Raw genomic sequence first — 14800 nt, forward strand, 5'->3', positions numbered from 1 at the left:
TATACAAATGTATTTATGCACTGTGCACTCCATGTGCACAGCTGGTATTATTCCACATATCTTTTAACATTCGCTTCAAGTTTTTGACGAATTACAGCCCGTGCCTCCATTGGCTCTAAGATCTCCACTGCAGACCCAAGCCCCAGTATCTGGGCATAAAATTCATAATTGGGGACTACCTCCAACTGAATCGTTGTGTACGTGTCTGTTCGCTCCATTACGGTTTGAGAGGGATGTAATGGCTTGGAGTCAATATATGGCCAAAGTGACTTATCAATTTTTATTATGATGAACTGGCATAGTGCATCTATAGGTTTGCTTACGCCAATAATATCCTCGAAATAGGCATCGTGTGTTTCTGTCGGAGGAATAAATGCGACGCCTTCTGCTGCTTCAAAAGTGACCATACGATCAAGAGCCAGATTTGTCCAGGAGTCGAAGCCATCACGTTGCCCAAAGAGAAACCATCGTTTGTTATATTGTTTCAAAAAGTACGGATGAATCAAAAAAGACTCTTCTTTATCTTGGTTGAATGATTTGTACTCCACGTGTAATACACGTTTCTGCTGTATGAATTTTAGCAAATCACCTAAAAGGTGAAGGTTCTTGAGGTATTCATTTTGGTCGAAAAAAATACATTCGTCCAGATCTTCCAGTTGAAAACTCTTTTTGAGTTTTAACGCCAGTTCTTGGACAAAGTCAAACTGAGGCAAACCTTTAAATCTACCTAACATATCCAGTGTCGTTTTTAACAGATCGGCTTCGATGGGATTGATCTGCTGCATGGCTAATGAATAGTTCCTGTCCGAGTAACGGTAATATGTCTTTTTTCCTTCCTTATAGGATTCTATCGGTGCACGGAAACCTGTTTCGCTGCGCATAAAGTCCATGTCTTTCAATATCTGCCTGCGGGAAATAGAAGAATCTTTGCCTGTATAATCCGTTAACGCCTCAGATACATATCGGATCAGGTCGTCGATAAAAAACTTACGCCCTTTATTGGAGAAGCACCTGTCTAAGGCTTCGTATCGGATCACTGCATGCTTGTTGGTGGCCATTGACTAATTTATTGGTCTATACAAAGATAAAATTTTCATGTGCATTGTATGTGCACAGTTAATTGGAAATCTGTGTACGTACAATGCACAGGACATCATTTACTTTGTGACAAGTTTAATCATCCAGCTATTGTATTCCTTACGGTAACCCGTAAAGTTTACTCAAATAAGATGGATATGTTTGCCAAAATTTTTTAAATATGAAACGAATAACAATTATCACTTTATGCATGCTATCTTTATTCTCATGCAAAAAAAAACGACGTCGATACTTTTGACGACACAGCTCTTCGCAGCGTAACGTACACATTTAGTCCGGGAGGTGCACAATCAGCTATTGGTTTTTACAATCATCGTGACGGACGGAATGACGGGAGGCAAAATGTCGCTACATTACTAAATATTACTGATCAGGTTAAAATCGGTGCCAACATACAATTGTTTATGAATACGACAAACAATCCAGTAGGAAACTTTAGCATTCGGCTGAATATAAATGGAAAGCAAGTCAAAGAAGTCAGTGGCGGTGCTAACAATAAAAATATCCAATTGCAGTACACCGTTCGTAAAGAAGACTTTCTACAGTAGCTTATCAAGATTCTAACGCGCCACAAATTTTCCGTATAAGCAATAAATCGTTTTGACAATAGGTTCTTTTAAATAAAGGATCATCCCAAACTGGCGAATCTACTGGAGCTATCTTTGCCGCACATGGCTGGATAATAAAATCTGCATACAAGAAAATATCTCCCTCCAAGATGAAGGCAGGTACTTCATAGTCAGTTGTCATTATTGTGTTCGGCGAATCTTCATTTGAAACTAATCCGAGGACTTCGTCGCTTGTAATCTTTACAATTTCAACGAATTTTGCTCCCTCTGGAATTTCTGATTTCTTATAGCTTTTTATCATCGTTGGTAGTTTGCAGCTTTCAACATTATTTGGAGCAGTATCCTTTGTTTTTGCACTTCTCGTAGGTCGTTGATAATAACTGGTATATATTGATTTTCTTTTTTTTATCAGATAAATCTTCTGTTTTCTTTAGTTCGAAGGAGTATTTTCCGTCAAATAATTTCCCGTCAACAGAATCATAGTGGAAAATGCAACCTAGCTCGGCGACCTTAAGCGTATGATCAACTCCGTCCGTTACAACCGGCAATATATCAGTTTCCTCGTCGAGAAATGGCAAACAAAATTCTGTAAGAGCTTTTTCGATACCGTCCATTGGGGGAGTATGTAAATCAGTAGCCCGTGGGACATATGTGGCATCAAATCGACGTGGCAACGCCTCGAATTTATCATTTAATAGGTCCCAAGACCCCACAAGGTCTGCAAGCACATGAAAAATCCAGAGGATAGGATAGTCGCGAATATCGCTCGGTTCACTGTTGCTTTCCAATAGCCGGGTGGAATTCGTGCGTACCGATGCCTGAACCAACGACCTGAGATTGATAAATGAAGCTTCTACAAACATTAAACAAACGTGCTCAAAGCAATCATAAATGATATCGCCTTTTTCCCCACGCAATAGCAATTTCCTTATGATAGGATCACTTTTATTTCCGTCAATTCTAAGTTTTTGCAAAAAAGAAAATATCTCTTTTTTAATGTATGTCTTGCTGTCAAAATCATAAGGCACAAGGGAATAAAACTTGTCTACATATCCTTTAAAATCCACATTCTTGCCATACCTATGCTTGTATATTTCATATATATTGCCAATGTCACATACAAAGATTGTTTTGTTGAATCCGAACTTATTATCTCCACTTACCTTATCAAAATGCCCCGAAAAGACATTAAACAACCGGAAGATATGGTCTGGATCCAGTCGATCCAAATCGTCTATTAATAACACCGATTTTTTACCTTGATCACCCGACCGGCTTATTAAGTCTGCTATCAGCAACGAGATCGCATCCATTTCATAAACGTGGCCGGGGCCAGTTTCAAATTGATTGATGTACCTAAGCAGCTGCTCGCCTTCATCTATTTGTGCTTCTGTATGAAATTTTTTAAACTCCTTGATCGTACTGTCTGCGACTTTCCAAAGTTCTGCAGCCGACTTGCCGATAGAACCAAATGCCGGTAATAGGGCTTGTATAAATGGCTTCGGCCTTACATGGTCTCTCATAAAGACCTGACTGGTCAACAAAATAGAAAAGTCTTCCTTTTTCAGATTGTCTTTTGCTTTGACCATCAGCTGGGTAGCGATATCAAATTTGATCAGCTCAAAGATATCCTCATTGGGAGAAATCGAATAATGAACTGGATACAGCTTGATTACCAGATATTGACTTTCCTTATTTTTAAAAAAATTATCAAGGAAAGTTGACTTTCCCTGCCCAAATGGAGCCGTAAAAAGTATTCTGTGATTGTCTGAGATATCCAGATGTTGCGAAAAGTCGCTTTCTAGTTCTTCCAATTGAATTTGATGTTTTTCTTTCTTTACCATTACTTTTTAAGATCTGTCTAATAAAATTATTTAGGCAATGGTACATATAAAAGAAATAAAAAACAAGAGAAAAATAAACATAACTACCTGATTTAAAATAAATTAAAATAAATTTGCGGTCACAAAAAGACTTTTTTCATAAACTATAATCACGAAATTTGGCATCTGTCGGGTTAAGATCTATATCCTTAAATATGTCGTCTAGATATTGAAGTTTAAGTTATCGGATTATCGCTTGGTTACCGGTAGCCATATTTTATTACTGTGGTGTATAGCAAAGGTATCATTTTTATGTGCAGAGTATGTGCATAGGTTAATTTTAAACTGTGTACATACACTGCACAGCATCTTACTTACTTTGTTACTGTGATAGCAATAGGCAATCAGCTATCCTTACGGATAACCGTAATTTTTTATCAGATTCAATATATACGTTTGTCAAAATTTTTAAATATGAATAAAATCGTACTTTCCATTTTTCTCGCTTTATCGCTGACAGCTTGCAATAGCTATAAGTATGGTTCTGAGTCTGGCTCCCAGAAAAGCAACTTAACCATAGGCGTGGTGAAGAGCCAGGTAATCAAAGGGAAAACCTCGCAGGATGAAATCCTAAAATTATTTGGGGCACCTAACCTTGTATCCAAAAACAAATCCAACCGTGAAGTCTGGAGCTACAATAAGATGTCTGTTGAGAACAAGGCAGGATCAACCGATTTCTTTGCCGGGCAACGCGCTAGCCAAAGCAGCAGTAGCAAATCTTTTGACTTGATTATCACATTTGATGAAAACGATATCGTTGCGGATTACTCCGTCGTGTCCACAGCTTATTAACTATAATATATAAAAATGAAGAAAATTATTATCCTATTGTGCGTCGTAACGCTATTCAGCTCCTGTGCTACACAGATGGTTACCAAATCACCTGCAGAGGTGAAAATGATGACTACCAAACAGTTTGATTCAGAACAAGATCTGGTATTTAAATCGGTTATCAGTCTGTTACAGTCGGAAAGCTACATCGTAGATCGCGCCGATAAGGAAACAGGTCTAATCAACGCCAGCAAGCGTATAGAAAATAAAAACGCGAATATGCAGCGCGCCTTATGGGGTAGTTCCAAAGACGCGAATACATCCAAAGCTATGTTTTACGTAGAAGGAGTAAACGATGCCGTGACGGAGGTGAAGGTTACCTTGTATGAGGGTGCTGAGTCAAGTCGCAGCGGTTACTGGGGCCAAGTCAATAAGGATACAAAAGAACAAATGATCTATGAGCCACAGGTCTACCAAGCTTGGTTTCAAAGTTTACAAGCCGAAATAGAACGTCGTAAGGCATTGGGAAGATAACTTTGTTGATAAAACAGCACTTTTGAACTTTAATAAAGTTCCCGTTCATTAAAAAGGTGTGTTCATTCCTGTTGAACACACCTTTTTAGTGAACACTGGAATGAGAAACTCTATTTCCCTTCCTTCAATTTCTTAACCTCATTGGTGAGATCCAATACAGCTTGGCTCAAGGCTGCAATGGATTGTGTCTTGACACGATCTTCTTCAATAAATTTTTCAAGCAATGCTACCAATTTGTCCGAACCATCATTGTTAAAAGTGGGTTGCATATGTTGACTAGAGTTGGTCGAGTGATCGTTGAATGTGTGTGAATGTTGTATATTATAAATTACATTCTCATCTTTAAAAGATTTAACAAATTCGGGTGTAACGCCCAAAGCGGCGGCCAACTCTTCTAAAAGAGGCTCATCCAGAGCGACCATATTTTCAAAGTCCGAAATCCGTTGCTGCGAGTATTTGTTGCGGCAAAGCTGACCGAAAGCTTCCTGTTTGATGCCCTGGATTTCACGGATGCGTTTTATATTATGACCGATATGCATGGTTTCGTTTTTTTCTTTAAAAATAGTATTCATAATTAATGAAAATTATGGACTGGTTTTTTACCGGTAAATCGGTAGAATACCATACCCGAAAATAATATGTAATGAAATAACTTTGGTCTAAAGTTACGGATTATTGTAACGAACAGCAATAGCTGGATGTTCTTTGATGTGTTGAAACCAATTTAAAAATTAATATTGATATATAATTTGAGGCTACTTGTATAGCCGTAGGGTGAGGGGCTGTCCCACTCACTAAGTATCTTTTTCTAAGAGCCAGTACATAGTATAAGGCATCTGCTGAATAATTTGTTCTTGAAATGTTCATACGACTTCGTGAGCCCGAATAACCTTAATGGAAGATTACCTACAATTCAAGTCTCCCGAGTATAGGGATGACCAAAGATCACATGCAACTCTGTTCGTCAGAATAACTTTAATAGCAGAAAACATACAATTCAAAAGTCCCGAGTAGAAAGATACGAAAGATCACATGCAACTTACTGCTCCCGAGCAACTTTAATAGAATAGAAGAAAACATACAATTCCGAAACCCCGAGTAGAAATAAAAGAAAAGGTAGCATACAATTCTCAGCTCCCGAGTAGATGAATATGACAGCTGATTTGACGTCCATTGGTTTCAACATGTTCAGGGACGGCCCCAGCTTTTACAATTGATTATTAAACCAATGATTCTTCAATGGAAAAAATTTCTATCAAAAAAAATGCACAGCATTATGTGGAATTACTCAACAAAGGAGAAGAAAAAGGTCTCAGCTATTTTTATACACATTACTCACGCAAAATCTTTTTCAGAGTTTACAATGCTGTAAAAGATGATTGCGATGCCGACAGTATTGTTCAAGAGGTACTATTTAAGTTATGGCTATTCAGGGAGAATATCGAAAACATTGAACATGCGCTTACCTTTATAGAAAGACAAGCGACGGAAGCAATAACACACTACTACAACTTAACGAAAACACGTTTTAACAGAAGTCTCTTACAGCTAGACGGTATCGAAGATTACCAAAGATTTATGTTGGGATATTGGGATGATGATCAGGAGGAGGATTTGGAATACCTGGACATGGTGGACGAACAAAACAAAGCCAACCTAAAGAAAGTTTACGATATTCTTCCATCATTGTGCAAGAAGCAGCAACTATTCATAAATCTCTGTTTGAAATATAGCTTTAATTATGAAAGGATAGCGTGGCATCTGGGTGGTATAAGTGAATATACAGTAGCTCATCAGATAGAGCAGATTATAAACAAACTACAGATCTTATTGAAAAAGGTGGAAAACCTTGATTCACCAAAGCTAACCGGCAAAATTGTTTTGAGCGGAGGCCTATCGGAGGAACAGCAACAGGTGCTCAGCATCAGGCATGAGCTAGGGCTTACCTTTGAGGAGATCGCAGAAAGATTATCCCGCACTCCTGCCGAGGTGAAAAAACTGTTCTTAGAAGCCCATTTGACCGTCGGTAACAAAACAGGTTAAAACCTTAACAAAAGTATTATGGCTGATAGTACAATCATACTAAAAAGAAAAGTACAGATCTTTATTGATTCTGATATTAAAGCAGATAGAGAGCGGTACTATGAAAAGCTTTTTTCGTGGAGAGATATCGTTTATAAAGGAGCGAATCTCGTCATATCACATCTTTATATCCTGGAAAAGCTTCAGGATATGGTGTACTTGGAAGAAGGCACAAAGATCAAGTTGGCAGATAGACAAAAAGAAGAAAACGGAATCCTAAACTGCTCCAGGATAGGAGCCAGTTACAAATTGCTATCCAAGCTTTATCTTAAACAGATACCAATGAATATCATGGCTTGTGTAAGTCAAAAGGTCTTGCGTGACTTTGCCACGGACAGACAGGAATATTGGTTGGGCAACAGGTCTATCCGCAATTATAAGAGAACCATGCCGATCCCATTTTCAGGAGATGTCTTTACGATTAAAAACGATGAATCCAATTATGATTTTAAATTCAAATTGTTCAAAATTCCTTTCAGAACATATCTAGGCAAGGATAAATCGGACAAACGTGTCTTGCTTAAAAAAGTCGTAGCAGGCCAAATCAAAGTTTGCGAAAGTGCTATCCAAATTATTAAGGGGAAAATTTTCATGTTGATCGCCCTTGAATTGCCGATTAAAAAGAAAGAGCTTGATGTATATCAAATAGCGGAAGCTGCATTGGGGATCGAGCACCCTATAACAGTTCATGTCGGAAAAAACAGCCTTCAAATTGGGACAAAGGAAGAGTTCATGTACAGAAGGTTGGCAATACAGGCTTCTCGACAACGGCTGCAAAGGTCATGCAGGTACACAAAAGGTGGAAAAGGAAGAACAAAAAAGTTAAAGGCATTAGAGCAATTTGAAAAGAAAGAATTGCAGTACATAGACAGCAAATTACATCTTTACTCCCGAAGGCTGATAGACTTTTGCATAAAAACACGATCCGGCAATCTGCTCCTCACGGACCAAAAGGCTAAAGAAGAAAAAGCTAAAGAGGATGATTTAATATTACGCAATTGGAGTTACTATGGACTGATCGAAAAGATTAAATATAAGGCCAATATGGCTGGTATAAATGTCATCGTAGAATGAGATTCTTTCAGCATCAAAAATGCTGAATCCATTATCCTCATTTGCAAACAAATGATGTGCAAAAACTTATATTACTAATGTAAGCAGGTATCACATCATACTTGTAAACGCACATGTACCTGCCCAAAACCTCGAAGGATATAAAGAGAATCCTGAAGGACTTCAACAAAACCCCAAAGGTGCGTGCAATTTTTCCGTGGGAGACCGGTCATATCCCAAAGGAGAATCATCTGCGACCTGAGTATATACATATCCTCCCTGAGGAAAAGGGGAATACGCCAGCGGATATTTTGTATACCCCAAAGGGTATGCAGCATTTCCCTAAGACTCTTTACCATATCCCGAAGTATATGCAAGCGATACCGACGGATATAGACTTTTGCCCTTGGGATCTGCAAAACTCCCCGAAGGTCTTGTATCCGTGCCTTAGCGCAAAACCAAATACCCGGAGGTATATGCTGAATACCCTCAAGGCCTGACAGCGTTTCCATAGGGGATAAAACATTTCCCTTCGGGCGAAGCCTCATATCCCTTGGGAAATCTTGAAAACCCCAAGGGAAAAACAAAAATTCCCTAGGGTTTACCTCGGACAAGCAACTACACCTAAATACATGATAAAACGCCTTCAAACAATATAAACCTCGTTTTTTACGGCACAACCTCTTCACATAAAACCAAAATAGGGGTAAAATCCTGCCAAAAAGATTTTTGTACTCCGTGAATTTTGGCAGGATTTTACCCCATCCATGTGGTGCCGCCTGTCGTATGTTTGTATCGTTGCTAGCACAAATAATTATTTTTTAACCCTTTAAAAATGTAAAGACATGAACAAGTTAAAACTAAACGAAAAAGGACAAAGCGATGTGCAGTTGATGCAGACTGCGGAACAGATCCTTTCGAAGATGGCACAGGAAGCTACACTCTTCCCTACGCCGGTTCCCGAACTAACGGCATTGGAAACCGCACTGACCGCCTTCCGCAACTCGGCAACCGAAGCTGCCTACCGCGACACCCGGGCGATCCTGATCCGCAAGCAGAAAAGGAAAGAACTGGTGTATGTGCTCAAGGAGCTGGCCAAGTATGTGGATACCATCGCCAATGGCGACGACAGCATCATACTGGCGGCAGGATTCAGCGTACGCAAGGAAAGCGACTCGTACGGTGGACTGGTCCCCAAGGCGCAACGCCCCATCGCCGAACCCAGCGAAATCGGCAGTGGACGTATACTGCTGAAGACCGAACCTTGGGCCGGCGCACGCATGTACGATTTCCAGTTCAGGATCAAAGGAAGTACAGAAGCCTGGAACTCACAGCTGAGCTCAAAAAGCACTTGCCTCATCGAAGGGCTAGAAACGTTCAAGGAATATGAATTCCGTGCGACGTACATAGGCATCGACCCTACGCCAAACTTCAGCGACGTTACAAGCAGCTATGTGCTCTAGGAAACTGAAACAGGCGTCACCCAAATGTGGGATCCGGGTATCCCCATCCTAAGGGGTAAAATTTATCGGAACAATAACGAACTTCCGGCAACGGAAGTAATAACAGAGCGTACTTAATCGCCGAAAAATGAATCTATTTGAAAATAACACCGTCATTTCCTATCTTGACACGAGAAGAAGCAAAAAGCATAACACCGGATCAAAGATAGAAATGACGGTTGTTTCTTCTTCGTTGACACCAAATAGCCGACTATCATGAAAGAAATCGTCAAAGAACATCCTCTGAGGTCCATCATACTCCAATTTGAATTCAATAAGCCTCAACTGGAATTTGAAAAAAAAGGTCTGGAAGCCCATTACCTTATGCACGACCTGACCTGGGACATGCTGCAAAAACTCAAGACGCATCACAAGACTTTGGAAGAGATCGACTACGATGTCAGCGAACTGGAGTATCTTCTATTGCCCATAGAGCAGGATCTGGATATCCTGGAAGTATTCCTCAAGATCAAAGACCCTTCGGTGCTGCCCTTCGACCATAACGATGGTGAAGTCGAAATCAGTATCGATCTTAACGGATTTTACCAAAGTGTGCGTGACCACAATCAAAGCATGCAGGCACTCCACACGCATGTCAGCAAGGAATACGATTGGTTTCAAGGGCATTTTGATATGATCTACGAAAAGGAAAGCTGGATAGACGAGGGACTGTGGGACGACATCCATCAGATCTACCGTAATTACCTACAGGCACAGGTCGATATTGTCACCTTAGACCGGGATCAGGAAGAATTCCGGGGAGCATTGTCCGAGGTGTTCGATTTTCAGAATACGTACATGGAATACGGCGAAACTATTTTCGAAGCGTACAACGAACTGCAAAAAAGATCCGATGAGAGCTACCGCCGTGCCGAGACTGTCAACAAGGCGTTGAATGACATGCAAGATCAATAAAAAACAAGGTAATTATATATTTCTTTAACCAAACTTTGTCGTCATTTCGATGAGGAGGTACGACGAAGAGAAATCTATGGCTAGGTAGGAAATTAACCCTATTAATCCCTAGATTTTACTTCGTAAAGCTCGTTTCACTCGGTTCTCCTCATTCTTCGTCGAAATGACGGGGTGGTTGCTAAAGTATATAATTACCAAAAACAAAAAGCGGCAATGTTTCCATTACCGCTTTGTATGTATTTTGCTAACCTAACGATTACCCATTCGAAAGTGCCGCTGCCCCCGATACGATCTCCGTCAGCTCCGTAGTGATCGCCGCTTGGCGAGCTTGGTTGTACGACAATTTCAATTGACGCAACAAGTCTCCGGCATTCTCCGTAGCCTTGTCCATCGCTGTCATACGGGCCCCATGCTCCGAAGCATTCGAATCCAATACAGCCTTATACAACTGTATTTTTATGGCCTTAGGAATAAGTTCTTCGATGATTTTCTCTTTCGAAGGTTCGATGATATAATCCGATTCAGCCACATCTTCGTTTTTCTCTTCGGGCAACAAAGGAAGCAACTGCTCAGATGTCAAGATCTGTACGGCCGCATTGCGGAATTGATTGTACACGACCTCCACACGATCCACACGACCTTCCTTAAATTCAGTCATGATGTACTCCGTCACTTTAGAAACGTTTTCAAAGCTCAGGTTATTGAACAGTTCGTTATTGTCACCGATGACGTTAAAACTGCGCCTGGAGAAGAAATCCTGACCACGCTTACCGATAGCAACAATACTGACATCGCCTCTAGAAAACTGATCTGCATATTTTGTCGCAATCAGGTTACTTGCTGTTTTGATCGCATTGGCATTGAATGCACCCGCTAACCCCCTATTCGAAGTAACGACCACAACAAGCACTTTATTGGGTGAGCGATCTTGTGTAAAAGGAGAATCATTACCTTCTACCGAAGCAGACACTTGTGCAAGGATATCCCGCAACTTGTTGGCATAAGGACGCAACTGAACGATAGCATTCGTGGCACGTTTCAATTTCGCCGCAGACACCATCTTCATCGCTTTGGTAATCTGTTGTGTCGATGTGACCGACGTAATACGATTTCTTACTTCTTTTAAATTCGCCATCTTTGTATTTTGGATTTACGATTTTGGATTTACGATTTTGGATTTATCTGTCCAATCAACAATCGTCAATCAACAATCGTAATTCGTCAATCAATATTTATCCGCTAATTCTTTAGCTACAGTCTCCAACACATCTGTCAATTCGTCCGAGAATTTACCTGCTTTCAAAGCCGACAATACTTCGGGATGACGTTGCTCCAATTGTGTCAGATATTCTTCTTCAAATTGTTTGACTTTATTGACAGGTACATTACGCAACAATCCTTTGGTACCTGCATAGATGATAGCTACTTGCTTTTCTACAGAAACCGGAGCAAACTGACCTTGCTTCAAGATCTCTACGTTACGTACACCTTTGTCCAAGACCGCTTTGGTAGCCGCATCCAAATCCGAACCGAATTTTGCAAAAGCTTCCAACTCACGGAATTGAGCCTGATCCAGCTTCAAGGTACCGGATACTTTCTTCATGGATTTGATCTGCGCGTTACCACCCACACGGGATACCGAGATACCCACGTTGATCGCTGGACGGATACCCGCGTTGAACAGGTTGGACTCCAAGAAGATCTGACCATCCGTGATAGAGATAACGTTGGTTGGGATATACGCTGATACGTCACCCGCTTGGGTTTCGATGATCGGAAGAGCGGTCAATGAACCACCACCTTTGACCAAATGTTTGATGGACTCAGGCAGATCGTTCATGCTGCGTGCGATTTCGTCCGAAGCATTGATTTTTGCCGCACGCTCCAACAGACGGGAGTGCAGATAGAATACGTCACCCGGATAAGCCTCACGGCCCGGAGGACGTTTCAACAACAGGGAAACCTCACGGTATGCTACCGCTTGCTTGGACAAGTCATCGTACACGATCAAGGCCGGACGGCCTGTATCACGGAAAAACTCACCAATAGCCGCACCGGCCATAGGCGCATAGAACTGAAGCGGAGCAGGGTCTGCTGCAGAAGCCGCTACGACAACTGTGTAAGCCATGGCTCCACTCTCTTCCAATGTACGCACGATATTTGCTACGGTAGAATTTTTTTGACCTACCGCGACATATATACAGAATACCGGTTGACCTGCATCATAAAATTCCTTTTGGTTGATGATCGTATCGATACAAACCGCAGTCTTACCCGTCTGACGGTCGCCGATGACCAACTCACGCTGACCACGGCCGATCGGGATCATCGCATCGATAGCCTTGATACCTGTTTGCAGAGGCTCAGTGACGGGTTGACGAAAGATTACCCCCGGAGCTTTGCGTTCGATAGGCATTTCGTAAGTTTCCCCTACGATTGGGCCTTTACCGTCGATAGGCTGTCCCAACGTATTCACGACACGGCCCAACATACCTTCACCTACCTTAAGGGAAGCAATACGGTTGGTACGTTTAATGGTATCACCTTCTTTGATTTCGTCCGAAGGTCCCAAAAGAACGACACCGACATTGTCTTCTTCCAAGTTCAATACGATACCTTGTAGTCCATTTGCAAACTCAACCAATTCTCCTGATTGAACTTTTGTTAAGCCATAAACACGAGCGATACCGTCACCTATCTGCAATACGGTACCTACTTCCTGCAATTCGGCCTCTGACTTAAAGCCCGACAATTGCTCTCTTAGAATTGCCGAAACTTCATCTGGTCTTACCTCTATCATTTTACTTTATATAAGGGGTTTTAGATTCTATTTTCTTTTTTACTGTGAATTTGTCTAAAATTGTTAATTCGTAATTCGTAATTCGTAATTCGTAATTAATCAATTTATAATTATTTACACGCCTTGGCTGATAAAATGTCTTTCCAATTTATTCAACTTACCGGCCAGACTCGCGTCGATCTGCCTGTCCCCAACGGTCACCACGAAACCACCGATCAACGACTCATCAACCTTATTGGCCAAGATGACATCAGCCTGTATCTGTTCTGCAATACTGGCACGAAGAGCCTCCAAATTGGTAGCAGAGAGTGGGGCAGCCGAGGTTACCTCTGCATGGACAATGCCTTTTACTTCATTGTACTCACGGATAAACTCCAACGCAGTAGCATATACCAATTCGCTACGGCCTTTTCGAACCATGATATTGAAGAAAGCTAAAACCTCTGGTCTAACCTTGTTTTCGAACAAAGCAGCCAATATTTTAAGCTTTTTGTCTGTCTTGACTATAGGATTATTCAGAACAGCCTGTAGCTCCGTACTGGATCTGATGATCGCCACGATCTGCTCCATCTCGCCTTTGACCTCTTCCAAATGATCTTGCTCCTTCGCTAAGTCGATCAAAGACTTTGCATATCTGGAAGCTACCTTGAATACTGACATATTAATCTTAAAATTGAGTCATCAGTAATCAGTTGTCAGTCATCAGTATATATACTGTCCACTGACCACTGTCCACTGACCACTGGTTACTAATTCAATTTGACATCTTTCAACAAGTCGGACACCAACGCCTCTTGCTTGCCTTGATCTTCAAACTCTTTGGCCAATACCTTACGTGCGATATCCAAAGACAACGAAGAAACCTGGTTCTTCACCTCAGCCAAAGCCTTTGTCTTTTGATCTTCGATTTCGCGTCTAGCTTGGTCGATCAATTTAGCGCCTTCTACCTGCGCGTGTTCTTTTGCCTCAGCAACAATCTTGTCTTTCAAAACCTTGGCTTCTTTCAAGATGTTGTCACGCTCTTCACGTGCTTGTTTAAGCAACTGCTCGTTCTCATTTGTCAAGCGTGCCATTTCCAACTTTGCCTTTTCGGCAGAATCCAAGGCATTCTGAATGTTGTTTTCCCTTTCTTTGATGGCTTTCAGTACAGGTTTCCATGCAAATTTTGTCAAGAGGAACAAAAGGATCAAAAAGCTGACCGTGTGCCAAAAAATCAAACCAATTTCAGGAATCAATAAATCCATATAATGTATCTTAAGATATTGTGTACAAAAATACTTTTTCTTTTTTAACTTCTACTGTTGCAAAAAGGAGTCTGGATGGCAACCCCATCCAGTTCCTTTTAAAGCTTTGTCGTCAATTATCCGTTAGAGATCATTGACACAACCACTGCGAATAACGCAACAGCCTCGATAAAGGCGGCAGCGATCAACATAGCAGTTTGGATTTTTGAAGCGGCTTCTGGTTGACGAGCGATAGATTCCATTGCAGAACCACCGATCTTACCAATTCCCAATCCAGCTCCGATAGCAGCTAAACCTGCTCCAATTGCGGCTAATGTACCAGTCATAGTTTTAATTATATATAGTTAAA

Annotated in this window: 16 protein-coding genes; 7 read left to right on the forward strand and 9 right to left on the reverse strand. The window is 41.1% G+C overall.

All coding sequences use genetic code 11. From position 1 onward, the window contains the following. Window positions 1–47: 47 nt before the first annotated feature. Window positions 48–1058, reverse strand: a complete 1011-nt coding sequence (locus G5B00_RS10715) for a helix-turn-helix transcriptional regulator (RefSeq protein WP_163874796.1) — start codon at window positions 1056–1058, stop codon at window positions 48–50. Between the two features lie 444 nt (window positions 1059–1502). On the opposite strand from G5B00_RS10715, the gene G5B00_RS10720 reads away from it, so the two are divergent. Continuing rightward, window positions 1503–1646 carry a hypothetical protein gene (locus tag G5B00_RS10720; RefSeq protein WP_163874799.1) on the forward strand — a complete coding sequence of 48 codons (144 nt, stop codon included), beginning with the start codon at window positions 1503–1505 and terminating at the stop codon, window positions 1644–1646. Window positions 1647–1650: 4 nt separating this feature from the next. Here the strand turns inward: G5B00_RS10720 and G5B00_RS10725 are convergent, their stop codons facing one another. Continuing rightward, window positions 1651–1968, reverse strand: a complete 318-nt coding sequence (locus G5B00_RS10725; RefSeq protein WP_163874802.1) for a hypothetical protein — start codon at window positions 1966–1968, stop codon at window positions 1651–1653. 25 nt (window positions 1969–1993) lie between these two features. Further along, complete coding sequence (locus G5B00_RS10730; RefSeq protein WP_163874804.1) at window positions 1994–3511, reverse strand: P-loop NTPase fold protein; 1518 nt, start codon at window positions 3509–3511, stop codon at window positions 1994–1996. Window positions 3512–3964: 453 nt separating this feature from the next. Between G5B00_RS10730 and G5B00_RS10735 the strand changes: the two genes are divergently transcribed. Both G5B00_RS10735 and G5B00_RS10740 read left to right on the forward strand, forming a co-directional pair. Beyond that, window positions 3965–4342, forward strand: coding sequence for a hypothetical protein (locus tag G5B00_RS10735; RefSeq protein WP_163874807.1), 378 nt, complete (start codon window positions 3965–3967; stop codon window positions 4340–4342). 15 nt (window positions 4343–4357) lie between these two features. Next, the gene (locus G5B00_RS10740) at window positions 4358–4855 is read left to right on the forward strand and encodes a hypothetical protein (RefSeq protein ID WP_163874810.1); all 498 of its coding nucleotides are present in this window, start codon (window positions 4358–4360) and stop codon (window positions 4853–4855) included. Window positions 4856–4965: 110 nt separating this feature from the next. Here the strand turns inward: G5B00_RS10740 and G5B00_RS10745 are convergent, their stop codons facing one another. Further along, entirely contained in the window at window positions 4966–5427 is a 462-nt protein-coding gene (locus G5B00_RS10745; RefSeq protein ID WP_163874813.1) for a helix-turn-helix domain-containing protein, read from the reverse strand. A 667-nt stretch (window positions 5428–6094) separates the two neighbouring features. Here G5B00_RS10745 and G5B00_RS10750 point away from each other — a divergent pair. The 4 genes from G5B00_RS10750 to G5B00_RS10765 all read left to right on the forward strand — a co-directional run bounded on the left by G5B00_RS10750 (window position 6095) and on the right by G5B00_RS10765 (window position 10407). Continuing rightward, on the forward strand, window positions 6095–6898 hold the full coding sequence (locus G5B00_RS10750) for a hypothetical protein (protein WP_163874816.1): 804 nt from the start codon (window positions 6095–6097) through the stop codon (window positions 6896–6898). An 18-nt stretch (window positions 6899–6916) separates the two neighbouring features. After that, window positions 6917–8011: a hypothetical protein gene (locus G5B00_RS10755; RefSeq protein WP_163874818.1), complete on the forward strand. Its 1095-nt coding sequence runs from the start codon at window positions 6917–6919 to the stop codon at window positions 8009–8011. An 824-nt stretch (window positions 8012–8835) separates the two neighbouring features. Then, window positions 8836–9453 carry a hypothetical protein gene (locus G5B00_RS10760; protein ID WP_163874821.1) on the forward strand — a complete coding sequence of 206 codons (618 nt, stop codon included), beginning with the start codon at window positions 8836–8838 and terminating at the stop codon, window positions 9451–9453. Window positions 9454–9708: 255 nt separating this feature from the next. Beyond that, window positions 9709–10407, forward strand: a complete 699-nt coding sequence (locus tag G5B00_RS10765; protein WP_163874823.1) for a hypothetical protein — start codon at window positions 9709–9711, stop codon at window positions 10405–10407. A gap of 256 nt (window positions 10408–10663) precedes the next feature. On the opposite strand, the gene atpG is transcribed toward G5B00_RS10765, so the two are convergent. The 5 genes from atpG to atpE form a co-directional block, all read right to left on the reverse strand. Then, window positions 10664–11542, reverse strand: a complete 879-nt coding sequence (atpG, locus tag G5B00_RS10770) for an ATP synthase F1 subunit gamma (RefSeq protein WP_163874827.1) — start codon at window positions 11540–11542, stop codon at window positions 10664–10666. Between the two features lie 90 nt (window positions 11543–11632). Continuing rightward, complete coding sequence (atpA, locus tag G5B00_RS10775; RefSeq protein ID WP_163874829.1) at window positions 11633–13207, reverse strand: F0F1 ATP synthase subunit alpha; 1575 nt, start codon at window positions 13205–13207, stop codon at window positions 11633–11635. 114 nt (window positions 13208–13321) lie between these two features. After that, complete coding sequence (gene atpH / locus G5B00_RS10780) at window positions 13322–13867, reverse strand: ATP synthase F1 subunit delta (RefSeq protein ID WP_163874832.1); 546 nt, start codon at window positions 13865–13867, stop codon at window positions 13322–13324. An 89-nt stretch (window positions 13868–13956) separates the two neighbouring features. Then, complete coding sequence (locus G5B00_RS10785) at window positions 13957–14451, reverse strand: F0F1 ATP synthase subunit B (protein ID WP_163874835.1); 495 nt, start codon at window positions 14449–14451, stop codon at window positions 13957–13959. A gap of 116 nt (window positions 14452–14567) precedes the next feature. Further along, window positions 14568–14777: an ATP synthase F0 subunit C gene (gene atpE / locus G5B00_RS10790; RefSeq protein WP_163874838.1), complete on the reverse strand. Its 210-nt coding sequence runs from the start codon at window positions 14775–14777 to the stop codon at window positions 14568–14570. Between the last annotated feature and the right edge of the window lie 23 nt (window positions 14778–14800).

This window comes from Parapedobacter sp. SGR-10, assembly GCF_011030405.1.
Taxonomy (GTDB): Bacteria; Bacteroidota; Bacteroidia; order Sphingobacteriales; family Sphingobacteriaceae; genus Sphingobacterium.

What these genes read in the sequence shown, in the direction of transcription:
- G5B00_RS10765 (WP_163874823.1), top strand. Translation starts at nt 9,709, where the DNA reads ATGAAAGAAATCGTCAAAGAACATCCTCTGAGGTCCATCATACTCCAA.
- atpH (WP_163874832.1), bottom strand. Translation starts at nt 13,867, where the DNA reads ATGTCAGTATTCAAGGTAGCTTCCAGATATGCAAAGTCTTTGATCGAC.
- G5B00_RS10715 (WP_163874796.1), bottom strand. Translation starts at nt 1,058, where the DNA reads ATGGCCACCAACAAGCATGCAGTGATCCGATACGAAGCCTTAGACAGG.
- G5B00_RS10785 (WP_163874835.1), bottom strand. Translation starts at nt 14,451, where the DNA reads ATGGATTTATTGATTCCTGAAATTGGTTTGATTTTTTGGCACACGGTC.
- atpE (WP_163874838.1), bottom strand. Translation starts at nt 14,777, where the DNA reads ATGACTGGTACATTAGCCGCAATTGGAGCAGGTTTAGCTGCTATCGGA.
- atpG (WP_163874827.1), bottom strand. Translation starts at nt 11,542, where the DNA reads ATGGCGAATTTAAAAGAAGTAAGAAATCGTATTACGTCGGTCACATCG.
- G5B00_RS10740 (WP_163874810.1), top strand. Translation starts at nt 4,358, where the DNA reads ATGAAGAAAATTATTATCCTATTGTGCGTCGTAACGCTATTCAGCTCC.
- G5B00_RS10760 (WP_163874821.1), top strand. Translation starts at nt 8,836, where the DNA reads ATGAACAAGTTAAAACTAAACGAAAAAGGACAAAGCGATGTGCAGTTG.
- atpA (WP_163874829.1), bottom strand. Translation starts at nt 13,207, where the DNA reads ATGATAGAGGTAAGACCAGATGAAGTTTCGGCAATTCTAAGAGAGCAA.
- G5B00_RS10720 (WP_163874799.1), top strand. Translation starts at nt 1,503, where the DNA reads ATGAATACGACAAACAATCCAGTAGGAAACTTTAGCATTCGGCTGAAT.
- G5B00_RS10730 (WP_163874804.1), bottom strand. Translation starts at nt 3,511, where the DNA reads ATGGTAAAGAAAGAAAAACATCAAATTCAATTGGAAGAACTAGAAAGC.
- G5B00_RS10745 (WP_163874813.1), bottom strand. Translation starts at nt 5,427, where the DNA reads ATGAATACTATTTTTAAAGAAAAAAACGAAACCATGCATATCGGTCAT.
- G5B00_RS10755 (WP_163874818.1), top strand. Translation starts at nt 6,917, where the DNA reads ATGGCTGATAGTACAATCATACTAAAAAGAAAAGTACAGATCTTTATT.
- G5B00_RS10735 (WP_163874807.1), top strand. Translation starts at nt 3,965, where the DNA reads ATGAATAAAATCGTACTTTCCATTTTTCTCGCTTTATCGCTGACAGCT.
- G5B00_RS10725 (WP_163874802.1), bottom strand. Translation starts at nt 1,968, where the DNA reads ATGATAAAAAGCTATAAGAAATCAGAAATTCCAGAGGGAGCAAAATTC.
- G5B00_RS10750 (WP_163874816.1), top strand. Translation starts at nt 6,095, where the DNA reads ATGGAAAAAATTTCTATCAAAAAAAATGCACAGCATTATGTGGAATTA.